Source organism: Aureisphaera sp. (assembly GCF_059726885.1).
In genome coordinates this window covers 389,525-402,288 of record NZ_AP041051.1, presented here as the reverse complement: position 1 = coordinate 402,288, position 12,764 = coordinate 389,525, and the positions used below count along the sequence as shown (strand labels likewise).

General features: G+C 40.6%; 12 protein-coding genes. 8 read left to right on the top strand and 4 right to left on the bottom strand.

Going from position 1 to position 12,764, the window contains the following annotated elements:
* Window positions 1-6 precede the first annotated feature (6 nt).
* On the bottom strand, window positions 7-1,632 hold the full coding sequence (gene pruA, locus AC6JAD_RS01955) for an L-glutamate gamma-semialdehyde dehydrogenase (RefSeq protein ID WP_461302828.1): 1,626 nt from the start codon (window positions 1,630-1,632) through the stop codon (window positions 7-9).
* Window positions 1,633-1,797: 165 nt separating this feature from the next.
* On the opposite strand from pruA, the gene AC6JAD_RS01950 reads away from it, so the two are divergent.
* Together AC6JAD_RS01950 and AC6JAD_RS01945 are read left to right on the top strand one after the other, a co-directional pair.
* Window positions 1,798-2,502 (top strand): NRDE family protein, encoded by a 705-nt coding sequence (locus tag AC6JAD_RS01950; protein WP_461302829.1) that lies wholly within the window; start codon window positions 1,798-1,800, stop codon window positions 2,500-2,502.
* On the top strand, window positions 2,499-3,515 hold the full coding sequence (locus AC6JAD_RS01945; RefSeq protein WP_461302830.1) for a DUF6695 family protein: 1,017 nt from the start codon (window positions 2,499-2,501) through the stop codon (window positions 3,513-3,515). Before AC6JAD_RS01950 ends, AC6JAD_RS01945 begins: the two co-directional genes overlap by 4 nt.
* On the opposite strand, the gene apaG is transcribed toward AC6JAD_RS01945, so the two are convergent.
* The 3 genes from apaG to AC6JAD_RS01930 form a co-directional block, all read right to left on the bottom strand.
* Window positions 3,484-3,864 (bottom strand): Co2+/Mg2+ efflux facilitator ApaG/CorD, encoded by a 381-nt coding sequence (apaG, locus tag AC6JAD_RS01940; RefSeq protein ID WP_461302831.1) that lies wholly within the window; start codon window positions 3,862-3,864, stop codon window positions 3,484-3,486. The two genes, AC6JAD_RS01945 and apaG, sit on opposite strands and share 32 nt — an antisense overlap.
* A gap of 1 nt (window position 3,865) precedes the next feature.
* Complete coding sequence (locus AC6JAD_RS01935; RefSeq protein ID WP_461302832.1) at window positions 3,866-5,080, bottom strand: DUF3667 domain-containing protein; 1,215 nt, start codon at window positions 5,078-5,080, stop codon at window positions 3,866-3,868.
* A 92-nt stretch (window positions 5,081-5,172) separates the two neighbouring features.
* Entirely contained in the window at window positions 5,173-6,435 is a 1,263-nt protein-coding gene (locus AC6JAD_RS01930) for a type IX secretion system plug protein (RefSeq protein ID WP_461302857.1), read from the bottom strand.
* Window positions 6,436-6,628: 193 nt separating this feature from the next.
* On the opposite strand from AC6JAD_RS01930, the gene AC6JAD_RS01925 reads away from it, so the two are divergent.
* The 6 genes from AC6JAD_RS01925 to nqrF are packed head-to-tail and all read left to right on the top strand — an operon-like array spanning window position 6,629 to window position 12,668.
* Window positions 6,629-7,981 carry a Na(+)-translocating NADH-quinone reductase subunit A gene (locus AC6JAD_RS01925; RefSeq protein WP_461302833.1) on the top strand — a complete coding sequence of 451 codons (1,353 nt, stop codon included), beginning with the start codon at window positions 6,629-6,631 and terminating at the stop codon, window positions 7,979-7,981.
* Window positions 7,982-7,985: 4 nt separating this feature from the next.
* A complete protein-coding gene (locus tag AC6JAD_RS01920; protein ID WP_461302834.1) occupies window positions 7,986-9,197 on the top strand; it encodes an NADH:ubiquinone reductase (Na(+)-transporting) subunit B in 1,212 nt (403 codons plus the stop codon).
* Between the two features lie 2 nt (window positions 9,198-9,199).
* Window positions 9,200-9,949 (top strand): Na(+)-translocating NADH-quinone reductase subunit C, encoded by a 750-nt coding sequence (locus AC6JAD_RS01915; RefSeq protein ID WP_461302835.1) that lies wholly within the window; start codon window positions 9,200-9,202, stop codon window positions 9,947-9,949.
* A gap of 4 nt (window positions 9,950-9,953) precedes the next feature.
* Complete coding sequence (locus AC6JAD_RS01910) at window positions 9,954-10,601, top strand: NADH:ubiquinone reductase (Na(+)-transporting) subunit D (protein WP_461302836.1); 648 nt, start codon at window positions 9,954-9,956, stop codon at window positions 10,599-10,601.
* Window positions 10,602-10,628: 27 nt separating this feature from the next.
* Window positions 10,629-11,360 carry an NADH:ubiquinone reductase (Na(+)-transporting) subunit E gene (gene nqrE, locus AC6JAD_RS01905; RefSeq protein WP_461302837.1) on the top strand — a complete coding sequence of 244 codons (732 nt, stop codon included), beginning with the start codon at window positions 10,629-10,631 and terminating at the stop codon, window positions 11,358-11,360.
* Window positions 11,361-11,363: 3 nt separating this feature from the next.
* Complete coding sequence (nqrF, locus tag AC6JAD_RS01900; protein WP_461302838.1) at window positions 11,364-12,668, top strand: NADH:ubiquinone reductase (Na(+)-transporting) subunit F; 1,305 nt, start codon at window positions 11,364-11,366, stop codon at window positions 12,666-12,668.
* Window positions 12,669-12,764: the final 96 nt, after the last annotated feature.

Below are 12,764 nucleotides of genomic sequence, written 5' to 3'. Positions count from 1 at the left end.
AATGATTTATCCTAGGAAGGGATATCTATAGTCCGTTGGGGTAACAAAAGTTTCCTTAATCATTCTAGGCGATACCCAACGGTAAAGGTTCAGTTTGCTTCCCGCTTTGTCATTGGTTCCACTAGCACGAGCCCCTCCAAAAGGCTGTTGCCCTACAACTGCCCCTGTTGGCTTGTCATTTACATAGAAGTTTCCTGCTGCATTTTCCAAGATTTTCACACCCATTTCAAGGGCATAGCGGTCCTCGCTGAAAACGGCACCTGTTAAAGCATATTCACTGGTTTCATCAACCAAATGCAAAGTTTCCTCCCAGGCATTGTCATCAAAAACGTAAATAGTTACCACAGGTCCGAAAAGTTCAGTACACATGGTAGTGTATTTTGGATCCGAAGTTTTGATCACAGTCGGTTCAATAAAATACCCTTTACTTTTGTCATAATTTCCACCAGCAACAATCTCGGCATTTGCATCCGATTTTGCCTGATCAATAAAACTCGCAAGTTTATCGAAGGACCCTTCGTGAATCACTGCAGTAATGAAATTGCCCATATCTTCTGGCGATCCCATTTTGAATGAAGCCAAGTCTTCTTTTAAGTATGTTTCTACATCGTTCCAAATACTTTTTGAAATATAGCAACGACTTGCCGCACTACATTTCTGACCTTGGAATTCGAAAGCGCCACGGGCAATTGCCGTGGCTACCTGTTTTGGGTTAGATGTTTTGTGGGCCACGATGAAGTCTTTTCCACCGGTTTCACCAACAATGCGTGGGTAAGTCTTATAGTTATGGATATTGGTTCCAATTTTTTGCCAAATATCCTTGAATACATGTGTGGAACCCGTAAAGTGCAATCCGCTAAAATCTGGACTTGCCAAGACGGTATCGGTGATCATAACAGGATCTCCCATGACCATATTGATAACACCTGGAGGTACCCCAGCTTCCTGAAATACATCTAGAATTACTTTTGCTGAATACACCTGGCTGTCACTAGGCTTCCATATAACCACATTACCCATTAAAGCCGCACTTGCTGGAAGGTTAGCAGAAATAGCTGTAAAATTGAAGGGAGTAATGGCGTAAATAAAACCTTCTAAAGGCCTATATTCTAAACGGTTCCAAGCCCCAGAAGTAGATTCTGGTTGTTCATGATAGATTTCGGTCATGAACTGAACGTTGAATCGCAAGAAATCGATCAACTCACAGGCCGCATCTATTTCCGCTTGATGAATGGTTTTAGATTGCGCCAACATAGTTGCTGCATTGATCTTGGCACGGTATGGGCCCGCAATAAGCTCGGCCGCCCTTAAAAAGATGCCAGCGCGTTGTTCCCAAGGCATTTGAGCCCATTTCTTTCTCGCTTCTAAGGATGTTGAAATTGCTTGTTCAATATGGGATTTTTCCGCTTTATGATACGTTCCCAAAACATGCTGATGATCATGTGGGGGAGACATGGTTGACGTATTTCCCGTAGCGATATGTTCACCATTAATATATAAAGGTACATCTACCGTACTATTGAACATTTCCTTGTAGGTTTTTGATACAGCTTCTCGTTCTGGAGAGCCAGGAGCATAGCTCCAAACAGGTTCGTTAACAGCTATTGGAACTTCAAAAAATCCTTTTCCCATGGTGTCGATTTTTGGTTTTTTTAATTTGAGTTGCAAAGGTACAAATTTAGCAACAGTAAAAGAGAATGCTTGAGGTATCTTATCTGGACTTTTAGACATGGAATTTTGTTACCTAGGATATACTTATTTTTGTAGTGTTAGGTTATTTCATTTTAATTGATATTTATGTGTACCCTTACCTTTTTTCCCAACACCGAAACGGGCTTTATTCTAACGTCAAACAGGGACGAATCGCCTGTAAGGAGAACGTTGCCTCCTGCCGAATACATGGCAGAAGATGCTAGGATGATTTTTCCAAAAGACGAAGTGGCTGGTGGGACATGGCTTGGGGTAAGCGATAGGAATCGATTGGTATGCCTGCTTAATGGTGGCTTCGAACCTCATGTTCGAGAAGCAAGCTATCGAATGAGCCGCGGAATTATAGTGACCTCACTTTTAACCGCCGAAAATGCAGTTCATGAAATTGAGCGATTTGATTTTGAAGGAGTCGAGCCATTTACCGTGGTTACGATAGACTGGAGCACTTCCCTGAAAATTCATGAATTGGTATGGGACGGAAACACTAGGCATTTTTCGGAAAGACCCATTAAGCCCAGTATTTGGTCTTCTTCATTATTATATAACACGGAGATGAAGAAGAAGAGAGAGCATTGGTTTTCCAATTTCCTTAAAACAAGCAATTATATTGATAGCAAGGCACTTTTAGATTTTCATAAAAATGCGGGTGAAGGCGATCCTGAAACCGATCTTGTAATGAATAGGGGTTTTGTTAAGACTAAGAGCATTAGTCAGATCGAAAAAAATGACGATCTTGGTACTTTCTTGTACGAAGATTTGCAAACAATGCGATCGAAAAAACTTGAATTTTGAAGCATACAGGAACTCTATTCGTATTAGCGTACCCAGATACATTCGTTACCATGAGCGATGAATGGATATGCAATGTATTGCCACTGGTAGGTCTAGGAACCCGCGAGTACATTAAGGCGGGGCATGCTGCTCTTATGCTGGTTGAAAATAAAACCGGAAATGTACAGTATTTCGATTTTGGAAGATACGTTACACCAAAAGGCCATGGGCGTGTAAGGGGTGCAAATACGGATGCTGAACTCCATGTGCCATTAAAAGCAGAGTTTTGTGAAAGGGGAAGAGTGAAAAATGATCACGAGCTTTTACTCTGGTTAGATGCCCACCCACATAAAACACATGGGGAAGGAAGGCTCTTGGCTTCCATTTGCTACAGTATAGATCACGAAAGGGCGCAGCGCTATATTTTAAGTCTTCAGGAAAGGGGCAGTATTCCCTATGGGGCTTTCAATAAAAATGGAAGCAATTGCTCCCGTTTCGTAACCGATACCATTTTGGCCTCTACTAGTGATTCTAAAATTGTAAAATCACTAAAATTCAATAAAAAATTCACCCCCAGTACCGTAGGTAATGTGGAAAAAGCAGCTTCATTTGGTGAGGTGTATGAAGTTTTTAATAAAGAGGTTAAGCCTTTCCTAGGCTCGGCATTTAAGGAGAATCTTACTAATTACTTCGATAAAAAACGCTATCCTTCCAGTTCTATGGTTGATTCTAGCGTCCTTCCAAAGAATGCTCAAAAATTGACAGGTACTGGAAGTAACGCTTGGTTTGAATTGATATTGGATGAAGAGCTTCCCAAATCTCATTTCAGGATACGTAGGTATAACGACTTGATGGAGGTGGATTATGACGGGATATACCTTTCTGAGGAGTTTAATGCCTCGACATCCTTTGAGTTTATATACGATTCCCATTGCGGGTTTTGTCACGTGCTTCAAGATGGGAAAAAGCTGAAACTTGAGGGTCTGACGACTTACATGGCCTTTAGTTCATCGCGAAAGGTGCGTTCAGCTTAAACAACGGAATTCCTACTTTTATTTTTTTGCTTTGGGAAACTATATTGTAGTGTCCCTGCATTGATCCAAAAGGTGAAAGAAGCGCACATCCACTTTCATAGGTGTGGGATTTTCCTGGGCCAATGATGGGCTGTAGTCCAATTACGCCATTGCCTTCAACCACTGCGGTATGGTTCAAGGAATCTTTTATAAGCCAATACCTGGAAATTAATTGAATGGATTCTGAACTATTATTTTCAATAGTGATACGATACGAAAAGGCATACTGCTTCTGCTGCTTGTTGTAAAAAGCATCTTCGAACTGGCTCTCGACAGAAACCTTAATCCCTTGTGTAGTTAATTGTATCATATCAATACATGGCCGCAGTAACGGTAAAAAACAGAATGGCACTTATGGTAGCGCTTATTCCAAAAACGAAATTTAGGAAAATAAATTTTATAATGGTAATGAATCGGTTTTGCTTGTAAAAATTACGCAATGCTTTGTAAAAATAGAAGGGGCCAATAAGCAAGAAAAGTGCGGCAACGAAAACCTCCTGGCCAATGAGGTAATCCGGAAGTAGGGCAATAAGCATGGCTAGGAAAATGAAACTAAAGATATGGAAGATGAAAATCATGTGTTCCATATAGGTGTATTTCTTCTTGGAGTAGATAAGCCAAAAGAACAAGGCATAAAAAGGGGTAAAAAAGAAAACAAAGAATGGGGTCTTTTCAAATAAATAGGTGGCAAATTCGGCCGGATGCTCCTTTATCTGCTCAAATACTTCATTCTTTTGGTAGGCCCATCTGTTATAACTGGTATTCTTGTGCTTTAAGCTGTCGAGGGCCCTTACGGGGTCTTCAATTTTTGTTGCATCGTAGAAATCGTAGTACAGGCTAAATCGCTTTACAATTTTATTCAACCTGTTCAAGGTGTCCAAGCTTTCTTCAGAAATGTACTCGTAAGTGTTGAGGCTGTCTTGCTCCTTTTTCGAATTGATTTGATCATTAATCAGCGAATCCAGTTTTTTGGTACTCCCAATTTCATTGTGAGCTAGAATCGAATCCAAGGGGATGGCAGCAGTTGGAATTCCCTGTGCTTCTAAGATGGAGTCTATACTAATACTATCTGGCGTTTGGGGGATCAATTTAAAGTTGTCGTTTTCGTCTTTTTTCAATTCAAAATTAGGTCCGGAATTACTGGAATCGTTTATAAAACTATTTTGACCTGTTACGGAAGCTATGATGCTCTGAACCAAAAAGTATATAATGGAAACGCTTAGGAAAAACCGGAATGGATTGGCGTACTTAAGACGTTGCCCTCCCACATAGTTACGTGTAATTACACCGGGTTTGAACAATAAATCCTTTAGGGTATACCTAAAACGCGAATCGTAAGTAATGATACTGCCAATAAATTCTCCAAAAAAGTCCTTTAACGCAAGGCTTTTAGTAGTGTTCAGTTGCCCGCAATAGGAGCAATAGACATCACTCAATTCTAAAGGGGTGCCACAATTCAAGCATTTGGGCCCTCTGTATTTGGTGGCTTTCCGCCCTTTCTGTTCTGCGGGGAGTTGGTCAGACATATCGTAAAGTTAAAAAACTTAACGAAAGTAGCACGTCTGTTTTGTCAAAACGGAATTAACCCTAGAAAAGAATATAGGTCTGCACCGAAGGATTAATTGTTATTTATATTGGTAGAACTTGCCCTTCCATAACCAATCACGCGATCGAACCGCTCCCCAGGTCCACGGTAATAAACAATAACGGTATAATTATTTTCCGTTTGCCAGAAATTGCCCCCAATTACACCTTGATCGATAGAGCCGTCCCGATCTACCAATACAAATCGGTAGTTATAGAACCCTTGCTTAAAGAGTCGGGTATTTTGAAATGAATCAGTTGCCGGATTATACTTCATATAGGTGCTTTCATCGATTGCCCAATTGTTGAAGTTTCCATACATGTGGATTTCCTTATTGCCGATATCCTCATAATACTGGAGGTTGAAATGCATGCGAATGTATTCGGCTTCGATATTGGGGTTTCTATCAGAGTCGATTCCAAAGGTGCGAACCACAAAATTCCCGTTTATGTCCGGGAAGAAGGTGTAAGGTCTATCTGCCCGTGATAGCTGGGTGTAGAGGTAATGGTCGAATAAGTCATTAAGTTCAATACGTCGTATGGTGTTATTTGCCCCTCGCACTTCTTTACTATCAAAGTTCAGGAATTCATTCCCTGCCCAAAATGCACTTTCTTGATCGTATCGGTATATAAGTTCGCTGCCAATAGTATATTGTGGGACGAGGTCGGTAATGGCTGTTTTTAAATTACTGTTCTGAAGAACGAGTGTCTTTACATTTTTCTTTGGATTGATCAGTATCCTTTCAGGGGAGTCTATTGTAAACTGAACACTCTGTTTGGTTTCAATAAATTGGATGTCCCGAGAGCGCTTTACTTCAACTGCCACTTTAACTTCCTGCTCCATCACCATGAATTTTCGCGTAAATACCAATTCGCCATCATAATCGTAAATGCTTAAAAGGTAATTTCCGCTTTTCTTTATGCGGCGTGTTTCGCGATTAGGAATAGTAAGGGTATAATGCGAATACAGTTGAAGGGAATTCAGTGAATTTTCATAGGTCTCTATCCGAACATCGTCGAAACCGTCCATGTATTCGCCTTTGGAAAGATCACTTTCGGTCCAATCGAAGTCATGGTGCGTTATTACATAATAGTAATCTTCTTCGGTGCCATTTATATCGTCGAAAGAAAGTTGAAGATTTTCTCCCAACCGAATAATTGGTAGTTGACTGAATTGGGAATTACCTTTAAACTGGATGGTTCGAATGTATTCCGGTTCTATTTTTTCAATGATCTGGGCTTGCATCTGTAGTGCCATTCCCAGTAAACCGAAAAAGAAAAATGCTCTTCTTAGCATGAATTGAATGGTTTTGTGCATAAAGGTAAACAAATTTTGTGCCTAAATCTTTTTCGAAAACCTTACCGTTGCCAGAGGGTGAAAATTATTTCCTTTTATTATGAAAAGCAGCTTTTAGTTCGTAAATTTGCCGTCGCAAAATCTGAACAATTCGATGTTCTGATTTTTACGAGAACTTTAACACATATATCCTATGTCCAAAGACATTAAGATTAGAAAAGGTCTTACGATTAATTTAAAAGGCGAAGCGGATAAAACCCTCTCCAAAGCACCACGCTCCCGTACTTTCGCCATAAGACCTCAAGATTTTCATCTCGTTACCCCTAAAATGATACTGAAAGAAGGAGCCAAAGTTCAGGCAGGGGATACTATTTTCTATAGTAAATCCAATGAGGAGATCAAGTTTGTTTCACCAGTAAGTGGAACACTTACCGAGATTGAAAGGGGTGCAAAGCGAGTCATAACCAAAATTACCATAGAAGGTGATCAACAAGACACCTACAAGGATTTTGGGATTATTAACCCGGATTCAATGAAGCCAGAGGACCTCAAAAATCATTTGTTGTCTTCAGGATGTTGGCCTTTTATTAAACAACGTCCGTACGATGTGGTGGCCAATCCAGCAAATGCTCCCAAAGCAATCTTTGTTTCTGGATACAGTACTGCACCTATGGCGGCAGACCTTGACTTTACCTTAAAAGGTAAGGAGTCTGAATTGCAAGCTGCACTCACTGCATTGAGCAAATTGACCGAAGGACAAGTACATGTTGGGATAGGTAAATCTGGTGCTTCTCCCTTCGATGGAATAAAAGATGTTACCATACACCGGGTAAGCGGACCACACCCTGCAGGAAATGTGGGAACCCAAATTGCTAAAATAGATCCAGTAAACAAGGGAGAGGTAGTTTGGACCGTAGCCGCACAGGACTTGGTAATTATTGGGGAATTGATCCTCACTGGGAAGTTCAATGCGGAACGAGTAATTGCCCTAGCGGGTTCTTGTGTAAAGACACCTAAGTATTATACCACCAAGATAGGATCTGAGGTAGCAACATTTGTCTATGATTCTGGTCTTTCTGAAGAGAATGTACGAATCATTAGTGGTGATGTACTAACAGGAACACAAATTTCGCCAAAAGGACATTTGGGCTTTTATAGTAATACGGTGAGTGTAATTCCAGAGGGAGATGATTACGAATTCTTTGGATGGAACAAACCTATATTTAATAAAATTTCACCTTCTAGGGCATTGACATTCTCATGGATGATGCCCAAAAAGAAGTATGACCTTAACACCAACACCAATGGTGAACACAGGGCTTTTGTGGTTACAGGTAATTACGAAAGCGTATTCCCACTAGATATTTTCCCATTGCAGATTTTGAAAGCCTGTATGGTAAAGGACCTAGATCAGATGGAGGCACTCGGGATGTACGAGGTGGCACCAGAAGATTTCTCACTAACCGAATTTGTATGCGTATCTAAACAACCGCACCAGCAAATAATAAGGGAAGGGTTGGATTTAATGTATAAAGAAATAGGATAACGCTATGGGATTGAAACAAAATTTACATAAGCTAAAGGAAAAGTATAAAGGGAAAAAAATGGCACCGGCGTTTAACGCCTTGCATACGTTCCTTTATCTGCCGAATGAAATAACTCACAATGGAACTCATGTGAAAGGTGCGGACGATTTAAAGCGTACCATGAACACGGTGATCATGGCATTGGTTCCATGTTTGATCTTTGGAATTTTTAATGCAGGTTACCAACACCACCTAGCCACTGGAGAGATTACAAAGGCCGCTGGGTTTTTATCTCCAGAATTCTGGAATATGGCAAACTTCGGTATTGGCGCATGGAAGGTATTGCCTATCGTAGTGGTATCTTACGCTGTGGGATTGGCGGTAGAATTTCTGTTCGCTGTCATAAAAGGTCACGAAGTAGAAGAAGGTTATTTGGTTACGGGTATGCTAGTACCACTTATCGTTCCAGTAGATATTCCACTATGGATGTTGGCTGTAGCTGTTGTATTCGGTGTGGTTATCGGAAAAGAAGTATTTGGGGGAACAGGTATGAATATCCTAAACCCCGCTTTGACTATCCGTGCTTTCCTATTCTTTGCCTATCCAACTTGGATGAGTGGTGACAAAGTATGGGTTCATGGAGCAAAAGATTGGGTTTCAACTAATGGAGTGGATGCTATTTCAGGGGAAACGATTCTCGGTGGATTGGCACAAAACAAACCCTTGGATTTTGACCTTATGGATATGTTCTACGGTCTCATTCCTGGGTCTATTGGGGAAACCTCGACCATGCTCATATTAATAGGTGCACTCTTCCTAATCTTTACGAAGATTGGTAGTTGGCGAATCATGGTGTCTGCCGTAGTAGGTGCTTTGGCCATGGGATTGATCTTCAACGTAGTTGTAGACCAAGGATGGATTGGAGAAGGAAGTAAGTTCTTTAGTTTAATGAATACCGAATTCTGGCATCACTTATTGATTGGTGGACTGGCCTTTGGTATTGTCTATATGGCTACGGACCCTGTGACTGCCTCTCAAACCAATAAAGGTAAATGGGTTTATGGATTCTTAATAGGATTCATTTCGGTTACCATTCGAGTGTTTAACCCGGCCTATCCGGAAGGGGTAATGCTTGCAATTCTATTAATGAACGTATTTGCACCAACCATTGATCACTATGTGTTACAAGGAAACATAAAGAGAAGGGCAAAACGTCTAAAAGTTAAAACCGCATAACTATGGCTATAAATACTGATAAAAATAGTTACACCGTCATCTTCGCCATTGTTATGGTGATTGTGGTAGGATCCATTTTGGCGGGATTTGCCAGTGGGTTAAAACCTACCATTAAGGCGAATGAAAAATTCGAAAAGAAACAGAACATTTTATACGCCATGGGTGTTAATGAGAACGAAGGGAATAGCGTGAACTTCGTAAGCACTGAGGTGGTAAATGAAGAATTCGGAAAATTCATTAAGAAGCAGATAGTGCTTCAAGATGGTAAGGAAACCGAAGATACTTTGGCCTACTTAATAGATATTAAGAAGGAAAAGAAATTGGCTAAGGATCCTTCCTATGCTAGACGTCTCCCTTTATTCATTGGAGAGAAAGATGGCAAGACCTATTACATTGCCCCAGTTCGCGGAAAAGGACTTTGGGATGCAATATGGGGATACGTTGCCATGGACGAAGATATGATTGTTCAAGGAGCGTTCTTCGATCACAAAGGGGAGACCCCAGGATTGGGGGCGAATATCAAGGAGCGATTTTTTATGGATGATTTTGAAGGAGAACATCTTTTCGATTCATCAGGTAATTTCAAGGGAATTACAGCATCGAAGAGTAATGCCGATCCAAAGAATGAAATTAAAGATGATAACGAGGTAGATGCCATTGCCGGTGCTACGATTACTGGAGATGGGGTTTCTGCCATGTTGCGAAGTGATCTTAAGCTATATGTGCCTTATTTCAAAAACTTAAAAAACTAAGCAGATGGGATTATTATCAAAGAAAGATAGCAAGCTAATTTTAGATCCTTTGGCAGATAACAACCCAATTACCATTCAGGTATTGGGTATCTGTTCGGCACTTGCGATTACAGCCCAGTTAAAAGCTTCGATCGTAATGTCTATTTCTGTACTCTTTGTATTGGGAGTAGGTAACGTGGTTATCTCATTAATGAGAAACATCATTCCATCTAAAATTCGAATCATCGTACAGCTAATTGTAGTTGCGACTTTGGTGATTATCGTAGATCAGGTGTTGAAAGCATTTGCCTATGAGTTAAGTAAGGAACTTTCGGTATTTATTGGATTAATTATTACGAACTGTATCATCATGGGACGTTTTGAGGCCTTTGCTTTGGGTAATGGTCCTTGGAGGTCTTTCCTTGACGGAATTGGAAATGCCTTGGGATACGCTGTGATTTTGATCATCGTTGGATTTTTTAGGGAACTTTTAGGTTCTGGTACATTATTGGGAATCCCCGTTTTGGGAGACCCAATCGAACAAACAGGATTATATGCCACGGGATATGAGAACAACGGTTTTATGTTGTTATCACCAATGGCATTGATCGTGGTGGGAATCATTATATGGGTTCAACGTTATAAGAACAGGGCATTAATCGAAGAAAACTAGTAGGTCTAGTATAGAAACAAAAGAGTTATGGAACATCTTGAGTTATTTTTTAAATCGATTTTCGTAGACAACATGGTATTTGCCACATTCCTTGGAATGTGTTCCTACCTAGCCGTGTCTAAAAAAGTAAGCACAGCTGTTGGGTTGGGTGCTGCGGTAATTTTTGTACTTACCGTTACCGTACCCCTAAACTGGTTACTAGATCAATATATATTACAAGAAGGAGCGCTAACATGGTTGGGCGCAGAGTATGCAGATTACGACCTAAGCTTCCTTTCCTTTATCCTATTCATCGCTACTATTGCAACAATGGTACAGTTGGTGGAGATTGTAGTAGAGCGCTTTTCGCCTTCCCTATATAATTCATTGGGTATTTTCTTGCCACTTATTGCCGTTAACTGTGCAATTTTGGGAGGATCGTTATTCATGCAATCCCGAGAAATAGAAAGTTTTGGGTTGGCACTTAATTATGGGTTCAGCTCTGGGATAGGATGGTTCTTGGCAATTCTTGCCATTGCTGCCATTCGAGAAAAAATCCGTTATTCCAATGTACCGGCACCTTTAAGGGGATTGGGAATTACGTTTATTATTACTGGTTTAATGGCGATTGGATTTATGAGTTTTGGAGGAATGCTAACCGGTGGGGATGATGAAGCCAAAGAAGGTGAGACTTCTGCCGCACAGGTAGAAGAAAAAGTTATTGAAGTTGAAGAAGATACAGAAACTGCCCAAGCGGTGGTTTCAGAAAAAAACAATTAGACTATGATCTTAGCAAGTACATTGGGTGTAATTGTAGCCACCGTGGTTGCATTTTTAGTGTTGGTTCTCCTTTTGGTGGCACTGCTATTGTTTACAAAACAAAAGCTTTCTCCATCTGGCCCCGTTACTATAACCATTAATGACGAAAAGAAAATAGAAGTACCTTCTGGTGGTACTTTGCTTTCTACTTTAGGAAATCAGAAAGTATTCTTGCCTTCTGCCTGTGGTGGTGGTGGAACCTGTATTCAGTGTGAATGCCATGTTTTAGATGGAGGAGGGGAAGCATTGCCAACAGAAACCCCTCATTTCACGAGGAAGGAACTAAAAGAAGGTGCACGTCTGGCCTGTCAAGTAAAGGTAAAGCAGGATATGAATATTCATATACCTGAAGAAGTTTTCGGAATCAAGAAATGGGATGCTACAGTGGTTCGTAACTACAACGTAGCATCGTTTATCAAGGAGTTTGTAGTAGAGATTCCTGAAGATATGAATTACAAAGCAGGGGGATATATCCAGATTGAAATTCCTCCTTGCGAGATTAAATACGAAGATATTGATATCACTGCCCACCCTGAGGAGCATGAGACTGCAGATAAATTCCAAGCGGAATGGGACAAGTTTGGTCTTTGGCCTTTGGTAATGAAGAATACAGAAACAGTGGAAAGAGCCTATTCTATGGCTTCTTACCCTGCTGAAGGACGTGAGATTATGTTGAATGTACGTATTGCTACTCCACCATGGGATCGAGCTAAGAACCAATGGATGCAAGTAAACCCAGGAATAGCTTCTTCCTATATATTCGCCCAGAAACCAGGAGACAAAGTTGTGATTTCGGGACCTTACGGTGAGTTTTTTATCAACCCTTCCGAAGCCGAAATGCTATATGTAGGAGGTGGAGCTGGAATGGCGCCAATGCGTTCGCATCTATACCATTTATTCAAAACATTGAAAACAGGACGTAAAGTGACCTATTGGTATGGTGGGCGTTCTAAGAGAGAGCTGTTCTACATAGAACACTTCAGGGCATTGGAAAGAGACTTCCCGAACTTTAAATTCTATATGGCGTTATCAGAACCACTTCCAGAAGATAACTGGAAAGTAAAAGAAGGAATTGAAGGAGAAGGAGATGGTTTTGTTGGGTTTATTCATCAGGTTGTAATAGATAATTACCTAAACCTACACGATACTCCAGAGGATATTGAATTATATTTCTGTGGCCCACCATTAATGAACCAAGCCGTTCAGAAGATGGGAGAGGATTTTGGAATTCCGGATGAGAATATTCGATTCGATGATTTCGGAGGATAATTCTTCAAAAAAAACAAAAAAAGCTTCGTGGAAACATGGAGCTTTTTTTATACAATAGAATTACGTTTTATCGTCTAAAAGTTGTTTTTTATCGAT

Excerpts from the sequence above, each read along its gene's own strand:
- pruA (WP_461302828.1), bottom strand. The coding sequence starts at position 1,632 with ATGGGAAAAGGATTTTTTGAAGTTCCAATAGCTGTTAACGAACCTGTT.
- AC6JAD_RS01950 (WP_461302829.1), top strand. The coding sequence starts at position 1,798 with ATGTGTACCCTTACCTTTTTTCCCAACACCGAAACGGGCTTTATTCTA.
- apaG (WP_461302831.1), bottom strand. The coding sequence starts at position 3,864 with ATGATACAATTAACTACACAAGGGATTAAGGTTTCTGTCGAGAGCCAG.
- AC6JAD_RS01935 (WP_461302832.1), bottom strand. The coding sequence starts at position 5,080 with ATGTCTGACCAACTCCCCGCAGAACAGAAAGGGCGGAAAGCCACCAAA.
- AC6JAD_RS01930 (WP_461302857.1), bottom strand. The coding sequence starts at position 6,435 with ATGCTAAGAAGAGCATTTTTCTTTTTCGGTTTACTGGGAATGGCACTA.
- AC6JAD_RS01925 (WP_461302833.1), top strand. The coding sequence starts at position 6,629 with ATGTCCAAAGACATTAAGATTAGAAAAGGTCTTACGATTAATTTAAAA.
- AC6JAD_RS01920 (WP_461302834.1), top strand. The coding sequence starts at position 7,986 with ATGGGATTGAAACAAAATTTACATAAGCTAAAGGAAAAGTATAAAGGG.
- AC6JAD_RS01915 (WP_461302835.1), top strand. The coding sequence starts at position 9,200 with ATGGCTATAAATACTGATAAAAATAGTTACACCGTCATCTTCGCCATT.
- AC6JAD_RS01910 (WP_461302836.1), top strand. The coding sequence starts at position 9,954 with ATGGGATTATTATCAAAGAAAGATAGCAAGCTAATTTTAGATCCTTTG.
- nqrE (WP_461302837.1), top strand. The coding sequence starts at position 10,629 with ATGGAACATCTTGAGTTATTTTTTAAATCGATTTTCGTAGACAACATG.
- nqrF (WP_461302838.1), top strand. The coding sequence starts at position 11,364 with ATGATCTTAGCAAGTACATTGGGTGTAATTGTAGCCACCGTGGTTGCA.